The sequence below is a fragment of the Streptomyces sp. NPDC006602 genome (assembly GCF_042870385.1).
In the GTDB taxonomy this organism is placed as follows: domain Bacteria; phylum Actinomycetota; class Actinomycetes; order Streptomycetales; family Streptomycetaceae; genus Streptomyces.
The window spans coordinates 932,628-947,346 of sequence record NZ_JBIAHG010000001.1; the positions used below are offsets into that span (position 1 = coordinate 932,628).

The 14,719-nt window shown below is 68.9% G+C and carries 13 protein-coding genes and 1 pseudogene; 1 reads left to right on the forward strand and 13 read right to left on the reverse strand.

Translation table 11 applies throughout. The features are described 5' to 3' along the window. Nucleotides 1-20: 20 nt before the first annotated feature. The 9 genes and pseudogenes from ACFYO2_RS04335 to ACFYO2_RS04375 form a co-directional block, all read right to left on the reverse strand. The gene (locus tag ACFYO2_RS04335) at nucleotides 21-518 is read right to left on the reverse strand and encodes a hypothetical protein (RefSeq protein WP_280888498.1); all 498 of its coding nucleotides are present in this window, start codon (nucleotides 516-518) and stop codon (nucleotides 21-23) included. After that, nucleotides 515-2,701, reverse strand: a complete 2,187-nt coding sequence (locus tag ACFYO2_RS04340; protein WP_388343767.1) for a hypothetical protein — start codon at nucleotides 2,699-2,701, stop codon at nucleotides 515-517. The genes ACFYO2_RS04335 and ACFYO2_RS04340 overlap by 4 nt, the downstream gene beginning before the upstream one ends. Continuing rightward, the gene (locus ACFYO2_RS04345; protein ID WP_388343769.1) at nucleotides 2,698-4,530 is read right to left on the reverse strand and encodes a hypothetical protein; all 1,833 of its coding nucleotides are present in this window, start codon (nucleotides 4,528-4,530) and stop codon (nucleotides 2,698-2,700) included. The genes ACFYO2_RS04340 and ACFYO2_RS04345 overlap by 4 nt, the downstream gene beginning before the upstream one ends. Continuing rightward, nucleotides 4,527-5,045 carry a hypothetical protein gene (locus tag ACFYO2_RS04350; protein WP_388343772.1) on the reverse strand — a complete coding sequence of 173 codons (519 nt, stop codon included), beginning with the start codon at nucleotides 5,043-5,045 and terminating at the stop codon, nucleotides 4,527-4,529. Before ACFYO2_RS04350 ends, ACFYO2_RS04345 begins: the two co-directional genes overlap by 4 nt. A 1,755-nt stretch (nucleotides 5,046-6,800) precedes the next feature. Further along, on the reverse strand, nucleotides 6,801-7,286 hold the full coding sequence (locus tag ACFYO2_RS04355) for a hypothetical protein (RefSeq protein ID WP_388343775.1): 486 nt from the start codon (nucleotides 7,284-7,286) through the stop codon (nucleotides 6,801-6,803). A 297-nt stretch (nucleotides 7,287-7,583) separates the two neighbouring features. Then, nucleotides 7,584-7,829 carry a MoaD/ThiS family protein gene (locus ACFYO2_RS04360; protein WP_257561896.1) on the reverse strand — a complete coding sequence of 82 codons (246 nt, stop codon included), beginning with the start codon at nucleotides 7,827-7,829 and terminating at the stop codon, nucleotides 7,584-7,586. Between the two features lie 23 nt (nucleotides 7,830-7,852). Beyond that, complete coding sequence (gene moaA / locus ACFYO2_RS04365; RefSeq protein ID WP_388344011.1) at nucleotides 7,853-8,866, reverse strand: GTP 3',8-cyclase MoaA; 1,014 nt, start codon at nucleotides 8,864-8,866, stop codon at nucleotides 7,853-7,855. Further along, nucleotides 8,866-8,991, reverse strand: a complete 126-nt coding sequence (locus tag ACFYO2_RS04370; RefSeq protein ID WP_388344022.1) for a hypothetical protein — start codon at nucleotides 8,989-8,991, stop codon at nucleotides 8,866-8,868. Before ACFYO2_RS04370 ends, moaA begins: the two co-directional genes overlap by 1 nt. A gap of 92 nt (nucleotides 8,992-9,083) precedes the next feature. Beyond that, nucleotides 9,084-9,458 (reverse strand): annotated as a pseudogene (locus ACFYO2_RS04375) (molybdenum cofactor biosynthesis protein MoaE); the annotation flags it as partial. Nucleotides 9,459-9,665: 207 nt separating this feature from the next. On the opposite strand from ACFYO2_RS04375, the gene ACFYO2_RS04380 reads away from it, so the two are divergent. Next, nucleotides 9,666-10,625 (forward strand): helix-turn-helix domain-containing protein, encoded by a 960-nt coding sequence (locus ACFYO2_RS04380; protein WP_388343778.1) that lies wholly within the window; start codon nucleotides 9,666-9,668, stop codon nucleotides 10,623-10,625. 6 nt (nucleotides 10,626-10,631) lie between these two features. Here ACFYO2_RS04380 and ACFYO2_RS04385 read toward each other — a convergent pair whose 3' ends face one another. The 4 genes from ACFYO2_RS04385 to ACFYO2_RS04400 are packed head-to-tail and all read right to left on the reverse strand — an operon-like array spanning nucleotide 10,632 to nucleotide 14,522. Further along, entirely contained in the window at nucleotides 10,632-11,645 is a 1,014-nt protein-coding gene (locus ACFYO2_RS04385; RefSeq protein WP_388343780.1) for an NAD(P)/FAD-dependent oxidoreductase, read from the reverse strand. Then, nucleotides 11,635-11,961, reverse strand: coding sequence for a ferredoxin (gene fdxA / locus ACFYO2_RS04390; protein WP_388343783.1), 327 nt, complete (start codon nucleotides 11,959-11,961; stop codon nucleotides 11,635-11,637). Before fdxA ends, ACFYO2_RS04385 begins: the two co-directional genes overlap by 11 nt. A 3-nt stretch (nucleotides 11,962-11,964) precedes the next feature. After that, complete coding sequence (locus ACFYO2_RS04395; protein WP_388343786.1) at nucleotides 11,965-14,109, reverse strand: molybdopterin-dependent oxidoreductase; 2,145 nt, start codon at nucleotides 14,107-14,109, stop codon at nucleotides 11,965-11,967. Further along, nucleotides 14,106-14,522: a hypothetical protein gene (locus tag ACFYO2_RS04400; protein WP_388343789.1), complete on the reverse strand. Its 417-nt coding sequence runs from the start codon at nucleotides 14,520-14,522 to the stop codon at nucleotides 14,106-14,108. The genes ACFYO2_RS04395 and ACFYO2_RS04400 overlap by 4 nt, the downstream gene beginning before the upstream one ends. Nucleotides 14,523-14,719 lie beyond the last annotated feature (197 nt).

Sequence of the window (14,719 nt, forward strand, 5' to 3'; positions counted from 1 at the left end):
AGGAAGTAGAGGCGCGGCAGTCATTCCGGCGGCAGCATTCGAGGCGTCACGGGGAGGGAGGCCACGGAGCCGCCGCGGTGGAGGGCTTCGCGCAGGGTGGCATTCTCCGCTTCGAGTTCGGCGTTTCGCAGGCTCAGAGCCTGGATGTGGTTGGCGTAGGCGGCGATGGTTGCGCGCGCCTCCCGTTGCTCGGCCGCGTGTTGCGAACGCAGCGTCCGGTCGGCCTTCTTGAGGCGGGCGATGTCCGCCGTCAGGGTGTCCGTCTGCGGGCGGGGCGCGTCCGGTGTCCGGAGCAGTCCGGTGATGATCTTCGCCAGGGGTGAGCGGTAGTAGGTGGCGCGCGAGATGCCGGCTTCCGTGCACAGCGTGGAGACAGACAGAGCGCCGCTGGTGTGTTCGGGGCTGCCGGTCACGATCCGCTCGAAGGCGTGCACGACAGCCTGGTCGGTGCCCGGCCGCACGGGAATGCCGGCGTGTTCCAGGGCGTGTCGCAACCGCAGTGCCGAAGTGTCATTCATGCGTCGGGGGTTCCGGTGGCGGTGAGTTCTGCAATGGCGTGGTCGAGGTCGGCGATGTGCGTGGTCAGCGCGGCGGTCTGGAGGCGGGACAGCCCTGCCGGGGCGTCGAGCGGGCGCTGGGCCTGGGCGCGGGCGGTAGTCAGACGAGGGAGGTGGACGCTGGAGCGGCGGGCGTTGGGACAGGTCAGGCACATGGTCAGCAGCGGCAAGGGGCGGCCCGCGTGCTTGGCTCGCTTTGCGCAGAGAGCGGTGGAGGGCTGATAGAAGCAGTCGTTGAGGATGCCTGGGTGAAGAGTCTTCGTCAGGTGCTGCAGCATGATGCGTAGCCGAGCGGGACTGGCGATGATGCCGGGCAGGTCGCCTAGCTCCCGGCGGATGCGGTCGAACTCGGCATTTACGCGGCCGGCAGCGCCGCCGCTGGTGCGGTGGCCGTCGTTCCAGTCGCGGTAGAGGTCCTCGACGTAGTCCAGCTGGGCGATGGCGCGTTCGGCGGCGACCTCGGCGGCAAACCCGGAGGAAGAGGTGCCCGCATAGCCTTCGAACAGGGCGAGTTCAGCATGCTGGTACTGCCGGGCACCCGCGACGACGCCGAACGGCTGGTGTGCGATGTGCCAGGCCAGGGTGCGGCGGAACTGCCGGGTGTTCAGTCGCCACGGCACGCATTCCTCTTCCCCTTCCTCACCCTCCGATTCGTCGTGAGCGGGCGTGTCGTTATCCGGCGCCGGTGCGGCCGTGTGAAGCGGCACGTAGGGGGTGTCCGGGGTGCTGAACAGCTCGTTGAGGTGGTCACGGAAATCGTTCAGGCGCCTGTTGACCGAGCCGAACAGGACAAGGCTGTTGCTGGTCATGCCCTTGTGGGCGAACAGGTGGGTCGGGTCGTCGTTGACGGCGGCGAGCAGCGCGACGGCTCGGTGGACAACATCGAGCACGACCCATTCGGCTTCCTCGCCGGTCAGCTTGCGGCCCTTGAGGACCCGGCCGCGCAGCTTGTGGCGGATACGGCCGTCCGGACCGTCCTCGGTGAACGCGCAGTCGGGGGCGAGCTCCCGGACCTCGGCGTCCCTCATTCCGGACAGGTACGCGATCACGATCCAGCAGGCCGTGCGCATCTGGACCACTTCGGTGGCCAGTTCCAGTGGGCCGAGGCCCGGCCGCCACGGGCGTCCGCTGCCGGGCCAGCTCGACATCGCGGTACGCAGGCCTCCGACTTGGTAGCCGAGCTCGGCAGCTGCCTCGGTGAGGTACCGGCGGACCTCTGCGGAGGCGGCCACCCCGGTCAGGCGCGCGACGAGCGCGACGTTGGGCGCCTGCAGCACTCCGTCGACCACTGGGACGCCCGGGTGTCGGAGGGCCTGTCGGGCGGGCAGGGCGGGAACACCGCGGCCGGTGGCACGCAGCTCGGCCACATATGCCTCGATCCGGGTCCGGGCGGAGCCGTTGCCGCGGCAGGACCGCGGTGTCTGATGGGCGGCGCTCAGCTCGGCGTGTTCGCGCTGGGCGGCCAGGATGTCGGGTCCGGCTGTGGTGACGTAGAAGACGGCGCCTTTCACGAGCGGAGCGATGATCTCCTCGGGGATGCGCTCGGTGGTGTTCTCCGCGTCGCGGACCACTCCGGCCACCGCGTGCCCGGAGCGGCCGGGCCAGGGGTTGACCAGCAGCCGGTCGGCAGTCAGGAACGGACCGTGGGCGAACAGATGTTTCACGGCGGTCACCCGTAGCGCCGCCTCCTCCGCCGAGACGCTCTGCCAGCGCTCCAGCGCGGCCTGCAGGTGCTCCGGCGTTACCTCACTGAGTCGGCGGGCGCCGACCGCCTGAAAGGTGGTGATGACGGTCCGAGCCTTCTGGAAGGCCCCGAAGATGCCGGTGAGCTTCATCGGTCCTCGCCGAACCAGGGAGGAGTTGCCACGCCGCAGACGGGAGTAGAGGTATTCCCGCAGCACCAAGGCAGTGACCGGGTCGGCCACCGAGGTGAAGACGATCGTGCGCTCGCTGTTGCTGCGCGGCAGGAACGGGCCCACGTCCCAGACCGGGTCGGCGAAGCGGGGCCCCGGCCCCGGACGGGCCGCGGCGGCCAGCACATGGTCGGGCAGCACGAGTGCGTCGTCCGGGACAGGTCCGGGTGCCGCTGGCCGGTCCGGACCGGACGGCTCGGCGGGAACGGCGGAGGGGGCGGTGGAGGTCACGTCAGTCCCTGAAGGATCTGGCCGGGCAGGTGGAGGGCCGCATCGTGGCCTTCGGCGATGAGCCGGGCGGTGGCCTGCTGCTCGCCGGTGAACTGCGGCAGAATGCCAGTGATGATCCGTTCCCAGGCCAGTGCGTAGCGGGCGTTCCACTCCAGCACCGTCATCGCCTCACGCTGGGCAGTCAGGAATGCGGCGAAGCTGAGAATCGCGGGCAGGTGCCGGGTGGTGAACACCGCGTTCGGGCACTCCAGGCAGCCCCACACCGCCACCGGGCAGCCGGAGCCCGGGCGGCGGGCGAACGGCGAGGCGTGGAAGTCACGGCAGGACGCCAGCCATACGTCGCTGTCCCCGGACAGGGCCACCGCCACCTCATCGGGAGGCAGTTCGGCCGCCGACCTGTCCAGTCGGCGGCCCTGGTCGTCGAGGACGACGGGCGCTTCCATTGCGGCGTCCAACGCCTCGCGCAGCCCTTTCTCGACGGCTTCCTCATGCAGCGGACGGTGCGCTTCGATGTCGGCGTAGTGCTTGGCCGCGACCCGGGGGCTGTGGCCCTCGGCGAAGTCCTCCAGCACTCCTCCGGTCTGCTGGTAGCGGCGCGACTTGTAGGTCTTGCGCAGTCGCCGCAGGTTCAGCGACGCCTCTTCGCCGGATGCCTCGAACAGCGCGGTGAGCTGGTGGCGTTCGAGGAATGCCTGCTTGACCGGGCCTAGGGAGGTGGCCCGGTGACGGCCGAAGGTGGCGATCACCTCCCCACTGCGCAGCGCGTGAGCCCAAAGCAGGTCCGTGGCCGCCAGGCGGCGGCCGTGAGCGGTGAGCCGCACCGCGAGGCGGATCAGGCCGCCGGGCTGGTGCACGGCACCGCCGTCGGTCACCCGCAGCGTCTTGCGGGACTGGCCGTGGGACCGGTTCTTGACGTAGGCGATGCTCACATACCCGCGGGCCGGGTTGATCAGGCAGTTGGCCGACAGGCGGCACGCGGCTTCCGGCTCCAGGCCGGTCTGGCACATCAGCAGCACCACGAACGCCAGCACATCGTGCGCCGTGAGGAAAAAGTGGCTGTTGAGCCTGCCGATTCCGCCCAGCTCCGTGATCTTGTCCATGGCGCCGCGCTCGGCGCGCAGTGCTCCCGTCAGCGGTCCGCGGTGGGCGATGTGCCACGCCGCGTTTTCCCGGGTCCAGCCGTGCCAGCCCCCGCCGACCGGATCTCGGCCAGCCGTCGCCAGCTGCTCACCGGTCAGCATCCGGTCGCGGGCTGCCCGCACGTCGGCCAGGGCCGCAGCCTGGACCCCCTCGAACAGCGCATCGGGGTAGGCATCCAGCGGCCGGCCGCGGCCCTGGCCAACCTGGACCGTGGTGAAGCCCAGCCGGGCCTGCATCGCCATGCCCAGCCTGTCAGGGTGTTCCTCCTGGACGAGCCGCAACAGCTTCACCACCTGCTGCATTCGCAGATACGGCGTGGTGCTGGACTCCCCGTACCGGGCAGCCAAGATCGCCTCAAAGGAGTCCAGGTACTCCGGAAGCAAGTCCTCCAGATCCATGTCGCCCGACATGTCCGTGGCCTGCGCCAGGTGGGTGACGAACTCGGTCAGCGTGTGGGCGTAGCTGTCTGTCGTGCCCACGTACTTGTGGCGGTTCTCCACTCCGGCCAGGCCCGCCAGCGCCCGGGCCAGGTGCCGCACCAGCCGAGGACACGCCAGCGCGGAGAAGTCGTAGCACCGCTCGACCCCGCCAGAGAAGACCGCGGTGAACACCACCGGACCCACCGCCGGGACCGCCTCCGGCTCCGGCGCCAGATCCTCAGGCGCGGGAAACCGTACCCGCCGGCTCACGATGCTTCTCCGGCCCGCTCCAGCGCCACGCTCTGCGCGTCCCACTCGGCTAGCGCGGCCAGCACAATCTCCTGCGCCTCGTCCAGCACGTCGAGATACACGTAGACGGTGGCTTCCCGGGCATGGCCGAGGAGCAACTGGAGGGTCCGCATCGGATTGCCGATCAGCAGCCGCCGCAACTCGGCGTGCGAGAGCGGCCCGTCCAGCGGGCGGCCCAGCGCCCGGACCGTCTGCCGCAGCAACAGCCCAAGCATGTACACGGCATAGGTATGACGCAGGGTGTGTGGATGCACCTCGATCTCGATCCCGAACGAAGCACACCGCGCGTTCGCCCGCCGGAACACCGCCTGCCACGCGGCTGACTCAAGCGGCCGCCCGTCATCGGCCAGCCACAACCACAGCGGCTCCCCGGTGCGCCTCACCAGACGGCGCCGCTCCGCCGGGCCGATACGCCCGTACGGCCAGTTTCGGGCACCGCCGTCCAGCACCAGCGCATACCGGCCCGTGCGGAGCACCGTCCGGTCCGTGGCCGCAGGCGTAAAGCGGCCCTCGGCAGAGCAGCGGGCCAGAACCGGACGAAAAGCATCACGTCCCGGGCGTAACCCAGCACGCTGTTCTCGGCACGCACACCCCAACTCGGCAACTCACGCAGAAACCGGTTCAGTTGCAGGTCATACGATCCGTCCCCTCCCAGAATGAACGGCTGACCGTCGCGGACACCTACGCGGTCGAGCACGGCCACCGGGCCAGCCGCACCCGGGCAGCTCTCCAACCGGTCCCGGCTCGTCGCGCACAGATCCGTGATCACAACACCGCCCCGTCCGCTTCGATCACCACATTGAGTCCGGCTCCACTAACCATCCCGGAGCTGAGGCACGAGGGCCTTCCCCTCACCTCGGAACCACTCACGCTGGTGATCTGCCGTCGAGTGAAGACCGTTGATGAGACAGATGTGGTAGCCCACATAAACGGGGAACTGGTGGCGTAGGAGGAGGGACCGGCTGGCCTACGAGCGTCTTCAGCAGCGCGTTCACCGCAGTGCATCGGTCACTGTCCATGCGGCCGGACAGTGGTCGGCCCACTTGTTGCTTTCGACCTGCTCCGGGCGGGTGCCGACCTGACCGCGCAGTCTCGCCGGGCCCGGCGTGCGGCACGGGAACGGCTCGTCGCCGACCGCTGTCTGCAAGCTCCCCGGCTCTGTGTCCCTCACCACTGACCCGATGGCCCAGCAGATTGGCCGCCGGGTTCCGTACACGGAACGCCGCCAGGTCCTCCTGGACGTGCTCGCCGACACCGGCCCGCCGATCGTGCCGCCTGCGGGTGACTGTCGCGCCGGCCTGACCAGTCGAGCCGCAGGGCTCCACACAAGAGGGGCCAGTAATCCAGCGGGGCAGTTTCCTCTTCGGGCCGTTTCCTAGCTCCATCGGCCATCGCCAGATCGCTCTCTCAGCAGCCATCTGCCGCCACGGAACACCAGGTGTGCCATCAGCAAGCTGGCCGCCGACGCTCCTGGACGACATCACGGGTCGAGCGACACGAAGGCGCCAGCGTCTCCACAGCACGGTGAACAGCCGACGTCGCCCTACTCTCGCTCGCGCACCCGCCGTGCCGGTATCTGCACAGCCTCTGCTGCCGGCCCGGTTCTCGGCCGGCAGCCCCGTGGACCGCAGCCCATGCCGCGCAACCAGCGGATGAATTGCCTCGGAAACACCGTCGGCCTGGACACGGCCGCGCCGCCCCGGCCCCTGTACGGCCCCTGGGTCCTGGCATCGGCCCTCAGGGCAGCCACCCGGACCGCGAGCGACAACCTCGATCACCTGCTCCACCGCAGGTCAGATGGGTTACAGCTCTCCCGACCACCGTCGGACTCCAAACCCACGAGCAGCGGATTCAGTCCGTTCAGGCAAAGTTGACGGTCCGGCACCCAAATCCCCGCGTACCGGGGCAGAGCCTCGCGGCCAGCGTCGCCGGCCAAGACGTCTGCACCGGTCCTGAGCACCGATGCAGGGTAGGGTGGTTGCCCTTGCGGGCGGTGCGTCAGCAGCCCATTCCGCGATTGCGGCCAAGGACTTCGCTCCGGCCAGGGCCAGGCCAGGACAAAGGCGAGCTGGTGGTGGCGGCCCGGGCAGGCAGGTCTTCCGTCGTGGTGATCAGGGACTCGACACCTCACGGTCACCGGAAGCCGTGCCTGCCTCTGTTACACCCCGCGAGAGCCTCACCCCTGCCCCGAAGCCGCACCAATCCGGACACACCGCCCGAACCATGCCGCCCTACGGCTGACACTGCTCAGGCGTGGGAGACGGAGAGTGCGCTCGTTCCCTCTCGTAAGCGCGGGCGCGGATCCCTTCATCCGAACAGTAGCCGCTTCCGTCTCGCTTCAGACAGAGCAGCCCGAGCAGTCGACCGGAATCGTCGACCACCGCCAACCGACGTCGCGCCTCGAATATCATCACTGCTGTAGCAGCATCAAGTGGGTACGACGCCTGCACCGTTCTGCCGACAAGAGTCCCGAACTCCGTGACGGCCACGGAATTCGAAGCGGCTTCGGGGATGTCCGGTCGCTCGATCGTCGTTATGAGCCGTCCGTCCAGGTCGACCACCAGGGCCATGTGGAGGTGGTCGTCGCTGAAAAGAGCTCGGAGGTCGTCCACCCTGGAGAGCGGTCCCAGGGTCTTGGGACAGGTGACCATTGCATCTGCAACGCGATTCCGTACAGCGGCTTCACAGGTCATGGATCTGCCCGGGACACTGCTCATTACGGGTACCTGTCTTTCATCGTGGATTCCTCACCTCACGGGCCTTGATTGAGGAGAATCGGCGACTTCGGGCAACAGACCTGCCCGCGGCAACGGTGTGGGTGCGGGCACGAGCTGGTCGAAGCGGCCAGGACGTTGAACGGAGCCACCGCGCATAGCTGCAACCGTCGGATACGTCTTCGGTCAGGACCACGTCCCGCGGACCGGTCCGGCGGCCGGGCGACCCGGGGGTCGCCGACCGGGTAGCGCCGACAGCGCGGCGCGGTAACCGTCGGCGGAGAGCAGGACCATGTGCGGTCATCCGCCGCTGATCGGTGGCAGCACTGCGATCTCGTCGCCGTCCTCGCATGGGGCGCCGCGCATGTCGTCGTACGGCGTCTCTCCATTGAGCCACACCCGAGAGTTCGCCAGCACTTGGGCGAACTCTCCGCCGTAGCGCCGGCGCGCCTCGTCGAGAACCTCGCCGAGCGTGCTGCCGGGAATCACGTCGCAGGCTCGGCCTGCCGCCTCCCGCGCGGCCGCGAACAGCAGCATAGTGGGCATGAGGCGATCCACCTTTCTCCAGGTCACCCGCCGATGTAGGACATCTCGACCCGATCGCCGCGCGCTCGTGTGTGGCGCCCGCGCAACTCCGAATAGCGGTCCTCCCGGGCGCTCCAGAGTGCGCCGACGGCCGGGCGCAGTTCCTCGTCGGAGGCGCCCGCTCGCAGCAATGCCCGCAGGTCGGTCCCGCCGGAGGAGAACAGGCACGTGTGCACCTTCCCGTCGGCGGACAACCGGGCTCGCGTGCAGTCCCCGCAGAACGGCCGCGTCACCGAGCCGATGACACCGATCTCCCCAGCGCCGTCCCTGAAGCGGTAGCGGGTGGCCACCTCGCCGGGGGCGGTCGCGCCGAGCGGTTCGAGCGGGTAGCGGTCGTCGATCAGGCGCACGATCTCGGCGGCGGGCAGCACCTCGCCGAGTTGCCACTCGTTCGTGGCCCCCACGTCCATGTACTCGATGAAGCGGAGGATGTGGCCGCTGCCCCGGAACCGCTCCACCATCGGCAGTACGCACCCGTCGTTGACCCCCCGCTTCACCACCATGTTCACCTTGACGGGGATGAGGCCGGCCCGTGCGGCGGCGTCGATGCCGTCGAGGACCCGGCGCACCGGAACCGCGGTGTCGGCGAGCGCCCGGAACACGGTGTCGTCGAGCGAGTCCAGGCTCACCGTCACCCGGCGCAGCCCGGCTTTCGCCAGACGTTCCGCCATCGCCGGCAGCAACAGCCCGTTGGTCGTCATCGCGAGATCGAGCCCGGGTACCGCGGCGAGCAGCGCCACGAGGTCCGCGACGCCCCGACGCAGCAGCGGCTCGCCCCCGGTGAGGCGGATCTTGCGCACGCCGAGGGAGGCGAACACCCGAGCCAGGCGCGCGATCTCGTCGAAGGTCAGCAGGTCGGCGGGCTTGAGGTAAGGGTGCCCCGGGCCGAAATGCTCGCGCGGCATGCAGTACCGGCACCGGAGGTTGCACCGGTCAGTGATGGAAATCCGCAGGTCGCGAAGCGGACGGGACCGGCGGTCGACGACAGACGGGATCATCACGCCGTCGGCTCCGGGTTACGGGCGAGGCACCAGCGGTGCGCTGAGGCGGTGACGTTGTCGATCTGGTTCCCGGTCGCCACCCAGCTGCTCGTGCCGTCCCCGCTGTGTTCGCGTTTCCACACCGGAACGGACTCCTTGAGGACGTCGATGCAGAAGCGGCTGCGGTGAACGCCTCGCTGCGGTGGGGTGCGGACACCACGACCAGGACGCTCGCCTCGGTGACCGGCACCGGCCCGACGCGGTGGAACAACGCCACGCGCCCGAGGACGGGCCACCGGTCTCGGGCGGCGAGGGCGATCTGGCGAAGTCGCGGCTCGACGTGCCGGTCGAACGCCTCGTAGTCGATCGCGACGATCCCGGTATGGTGCCCTGCCAAGTCGTCGTTGCTGTCGCGTACCGTGCCGGTGAAAGTGACGACCGCGCCACAGTGCGGCACGGTCGCCCACTCGATCGCCTCGGCGACCGGGACGTGGTTGCGAGTCAGACCCACTCGGATGTCCTCGATCGATTCTTCCCGTTCTTCCGGACAGCGGATCTGATCATTCACGACGGCTATCACGATGCGTTCCCTCGGGTTCTTGATCGGCACTGGCGTTCATCTTCACCGGCCGGGGCTGCCCGCACAGGACTCCGTGCGACAGGCCTTTGACCAGCGGCGACCGGAAAGCGTCACTGAGCGGGGGTTTTCCGGCTTTTTACATTGCGACAACGATCCGCCTATGGAAATGGCTGAGAATCTCCCCCACCAGCACTCGTCCAGCGCCGGGTGGGCACCGGAAACGAGCGAGGTGGAGCCATGACAGCAGCGGGGTCGAACGAGACGAATACCAGCCGGCGGGAGGTCTGGCGGGACCTCCTTCGGGACCATTTCGTCAGCCTCGACGTGGACGTCGAACGGGACTGTGGCACGTTCGACGGCGCTGTGCGCAGCGGCTTCCTCGGCCACCTCCGGGTGTCGGGAGTCCGCTCGGTGGACCAGGACGTCGTCCGCACGCAGGAACTGCTGCGGCGCGATGGTGAGCGCTACTTCCAGGTCTGCCTGGTCCGGCGGGGTGAGGCGCGTGCCGCGCAGGACGGGCGCGAAGCGACCCTTCACCCCGGCGACTTCGTCATCTACGAGACAGAACGACCTTTTCACTGGGCGCTTCGTTCGGGTGCCGCCTCCCCCTACTGGGACCTCGCTGTCTTCACCTGGCCTCGCGACACGATCCGGCTCAGCGACAGCGAGTCCGTCTCGCTCACCTGCCGGACTCTGGACGGCGGCAGCGGCATCACCGGGGTGCTGAGCAGGATGCTGACCGACGTACTCGTCGCGAAGCCGACCGTCAGCGAGGCCGGCGCCCTCCGGATCGCCGATGAGATCGGCGACCTGGTGGCGACCATCGCGACGGAGGCGCATGGGCTCGGCGAGGGCACCGACCGCCACGCGAGCCTGCTGCGGCGGATCGACGCCTACATCGAAGAGCATCTCGGTGATCCGGATCTGTCCCCGGAACGCGTCGCACAGGCGCACTTCGTGTCGACGCGCCAGCTCCAGCGGATGTTCGCGCGCCGGGGACAGACGGTGTCCCAAGTGATACGGCGTCAGCGGCTGGAGCGGTGCCGACGTGACCTGCTGACCCGCCGGGGAGGCGACGCCACGCTCACCGAGATCTGCGTCCGCTGGGGGTTCACCGATCTCGCCGTGTTCAGCCGGGCGTTCCGCGAGGCCTACGGCACCTCCCCCGCCGCCTACCGCACTCGGGCCCGGGCATAGGGGCTGTCACTGCCCGTCGCTGGAGTGTCCTGGCACTGTGCCGAGGGCGGGATCGACCAACGGGGCGAGGCTGTTCACCGCGAGTGCGGCCTCGCCGAAACCGACCGAGATCAGCGCGACCTTGCCGTCGTAGTCGGCGATGTCGCCCGCGGCGTACACGCGCGGCCGGCTCGTGCGCATGGTCCGGTCGACCGCGATGTGCCGGCCCCGCATCTCGAACCCCCACGTCGTGAGCGGGCCGAGGTTCGCGACGAAGCCGAGGGCAGCCACCACCGCGTCCGCCCGCAGGCTCTCGGTGGCCCCGGTCTCAAGGCTCAGCAACTCCACCTGTTCGACGCAGGCGTCGCCGCTGATCCGGTGCACCTCGTGCGGGGTGTACAGCCGTACGGACGACGCGCGCAGCAGCCGGACGCTGTGCTCGTGTGCCCGGAACCGGGGCCGGCGGTGGACGAGCGAGACGGTGCGGGCGAGCGGTTCGAGCGCGAGCGCCCAGTCCACCGCGGAGTCCCCGCCGCCGACGACCACCACGTCGGCGCCGGTGAGTTCGGCCGGCTTCGGCACGAAGTAGCGAAGGCCGCGGTTCTCGTACTCGGAGCCCGTAGGCAGTGGGCGTGGCGTGAAGCTGCCGATCCCGCCGGTGACCAGTACAGCTTTCGCCGTAACCACCGTGCCCTGGTGGGTGGTGACGGCGATGCCGTCCGCCGTGTGCTCCACTGTCTGCGCGGTGTGGCCGAGCAGATACCGGGGCTTCGCCTGCGACGCCTGCTCGACCAGGGCGTCGACGACGTCCTGCGCCTTCACGGCGGGGAATCCGGCGATGTCGTAGACCTTCTTCTCGGGATACAGCGCCGCCATCTGGCCGCCGGGCTCGTCGAGAGCGTCGATCACCGTGACCGACATTCCCCGGAACCCGGCATAGTAGGCCGCGTAGAGACCGACCGGCCCGGCGCCGACGATCAGCAGGTCGCTGTCGTACGCGTCGCCGCCGGAACCGGACCCGGTCTCGTGCTCAGTCCTCACCGGTGCCACGCCTTTCCCGCAGCAGGGGGTGGTCGACGCCGACTGGTCCGCGCGAGGACGCACCGCCGGCCGCGTCCTCGTGCTTCTCGAAGAACTCGACGGCGGCTGTGGTGAACGGGGTCAGTTCCACGGGGATCTTGTGTTCCCAGTGGATCGCGTCGCTCGGGCAGACGGTCATGCACTTCCCGCAGTCGACGCATTCGTCGGGGTGGATGTACATCATCCGGTCGCCCTGGTAGATGCAGTCCACCGGGCATTCCTCGACGCAGGACTGGTCGAGGATGTCCACGCAGGCGTCGGTCACGACGTAAGCCATGGGTCAGGCCTTCTCTATCTGGACGAGTGTGTCGGAGAACGTGGGTGCGTTGCCCAGGTCGGCGAAGACGGTGGGATTCAGGGACGCCATCGTGGACAGCGACGTCGTGTGCATGCGCCAGCCGCCGTACGCCGAGACGGCGACGCCCGCCAGGACGGACTTGTCGACCTTCGCCTTCACCACGAACGAGCCGCGCTCGTTGAACACCCGTACGTCGTCGCCGGTGGCGATGGAGCGTTCGGCGGCGTCGTCGGGATGGATGAGGACGGTGGGGTCCCCCTGCACGCGCCGGTGCAACGGCAGGTTGGCGCTGCTGGAGTTCAGGTAGGCGTGCGACTTCGGGGTGATCAGGCTGAGCGGGTGCCGCGCGGCCAGCTCGGGATTCGTGCGCGTCGACTCGCGAGGCGAAACGTAGTGCGGCAGCGGATCGACCGGGGTGCCCGGCTGATGGTCGTTGGAGCCCTGCCGGAACAGCGGCACCACGAAGTTCCCGACGGTCTCCGCGATGGAGGACTTGAACTCCACCTTGCCGGACGGGGTGGGGAAGTCGCCCTCCGCGTACGGGGCGTACTGGTCCGCGGGCGGCACGGTCAGCCGCTGCCAGCCCTTTTCCTTCAACGACTCGACGGTGATGCCCTGCATGGCGGGCGCCGACCAGTCGAAGGCCTCCGCGATCATCTCGTCGTCCGTACGCCGGAACACCGCCTCGGTGAAGCCCATCCGCGCTGCCAGCCGCCGGAATAGCTCCGTGTTGGGTACCGCTTCGCCCAGCGGCGCGATCGAGCGGTGGTTGTAGGTGACGTAGAGGTGGCCCCAGGAGAACATGATGTCGTCCTGCTCCAGCTGGGTAGTGGCGGGCAGCACGATGTCCGCGAACTGGGCGGTGTCGGTCATGAACTGCTCACTGACGACGGTGAACAGGTCCTCACGCTTCAGGCCCTCGATCAGCTTGTCCTGATCGGGGCAGACGACCACGGGGTTGGAGTTGTAGACCATCAGAGCCTTGAGGGGCGGATCGAGGCCGAGGCCGCCGGTGAGGGCCTGCCCCAGCAGGTACTGGTTCACGACCCGCTTGCCGGGCTGAAGCATCTCCGGATACATCATCGCGCCCCAGTTGACCGGGAACGCCCACAGCGGCAGCTGCAGAATCCCGCCGCCGGGGTTGCGCCATGCGCCGACCAGCGCGGGCAGGGAGGCCAGCGCCCGGACGGTCTGGCCACCGCCGGCATGCCGCTCCACCGCCACCCCGATGCGGATGACCGACGGCTGCGCGGAGGCATAGCCGCGGGCGAGCCGCCGGATGTCCTCTGCGGGGACACCGGTCTCCTCCGCCGCCCATTCGGGGGTGTACCGCTGCACCCGGTCGACGAGTTCCTCGTACCCGACCGTGTAGCGGGCGACGTAGTCGTCATCGGTGAGGCCCTCGTTGATGATCACGTGCATCATCGCCAGTGCCAGCGCGCCGTCGGTGCCCGGCCGGATCGGAATGTGCCAGTCGGCGGCCTTCGCGGTACGGGTCTTCACCGGGTCCACCACGACCACGGTGGCGCCCCGCTTACGGGCTTCGGCGATGAACGGCCACAGGTGCAAGTTGGTGCTCATCACGTTGCAGGCCCAGATCAGGATGAACTTCGAGTGGACCAGGCTCTCCGGGTCCACTCCGGCGCAGTCGCCGATCGTCATCGTGTAGGCCGTGCACGCACCGGAGTCGCAGTAGGTGCGTTCGGCGACAGTGGCGCCGAGCCTGGCGAAGAACGGATCGCCGACGTTGAGCCCATTCAGGATTCCCTGCGTGCCCAGGTAGCTGCACGGCATGATGGCCTCGGGCCCGAACTCCGCGGAGATCGCCCGGAACCGGTCCGCGATCTCGTCCAGCGCCTGGTCCCAGGTGATCCGCTCGAACCGTCCGCTACCCTTCGGCCCCGTCCGCCGCATCGGGTACAGCACACGGTCCGGGCTGTACACCCGGTCCAGGTAGTTGTCGACCTTCACACACAAGCCACCGCTGGTGTACGGATGCTCCCGGTCACCGGCCACGCTCACAGCCTTGCCGTCCGTGACAGTGATCCTCATCGCGCAGGTATCGGGGCAGTCGTGCGGACACGCACCCCGCACCTGGACAGTACCGGTCGCCGCTGTTGCGCTCATCTGCCTTCTCCTCGGATCGTTCCTGCCTCGATCGTCGAAGATCCGGCGGCCGGCGGATGGACACCAGGCGACAGGCTTTTGACCAAGCGCGACAGACCCGGGTCACGTGTCTGTGCGCTGATGGTCTGTCTGCGGGCAGCGTCGCTACGTCTCGGTCGGCCACTGTTCACGAAGTGCCCAGTTACCGGCCTGCCGAGACCGAGACCGCCCTTGTCGCCGTCGTCGCGCCGCAAAGACCCGATCGCAGCTCCCTTCTCGGCGCCGATCAGCTCGGTTTCGAGTCCGGTGCGCAGGCTGGTCGGCTTCGGCACGGCAGAAGCCGCGTGCGCCTCTTCCTCACCTACGACCCGCATCGGCCTCGGCTGCTCCGCGATCGAGACCGGTCTGGCCTTCATCCCGATGGTCGCCGTCAATCATGGTCGGTGCTACCGCCTCCACGAGCGTCCTGCTCCCGCGGATCGGCCCCAAGATCATCGTCCCGGTGGACATGCTCCTGGCGGCGGGCCACGGAATGAAGGAAGGCCGTTTCGGAGGCGGACGATCAACGGTGCCTTCCCGGCAGTGGACGCGCGTGCGCCGAACGGCCTCAAGCTCAGCGCCGCACTGCCAA

Bases quoted from the DNA above. Each gene is read 5' to 3' on its own strand.
- ACFYO2_RS04335 (WP_280888498.1), bottom strand. From the start codon at position 518: ATGAATGACACTTCGGCACTGCGGTTGCGACACGCCCTGGAACACGCC.
- ACFYO2_RS04355 (WP_388343775.1), bottom strand. From the start codon at position 7,286: ATGAGCAGTGTCCCGGGCAGATCCATGACCTGTGAAGCCGCTGTACGG.
- ACFYO2_RS04360 (WP_257561896.1), bottom strand. From the start codon at position 7,829: ATGCCCACTATGCTGCTGTTCGCGGCCGCGCGGGAGGCGGCAGGCCGA.
- moaA (WP_388344011.1), bottom strand. From the start codon at position 8,866: ATGATCCCGTCTGTCGTCGACCGCCGGTCCCGTCCGCTTCGCGACCTG.
- ACFYO2_RS04380 (WP_388343778.1), top strand. From the start codon at position 9,666: ATGACAGCAGCGGGGTCGAACGAGACGAATACCAGCCGGCGGGAGGTC.
- fdxA (WP_388343783.1), bottom strand. From the start codon at position 11,961: ATGGCTTACGTCGTGACCGACGCCTGCGTGGACATCCTCGACCAGTCC.
- ACFYO2_RS04395 (WP_388343786.1), bottom strand. From the start codon at position 14,109: ATGAGCGCAACAGCGGCGACCGGTACTGTCCAGGTGCGGGGTGCGTGT.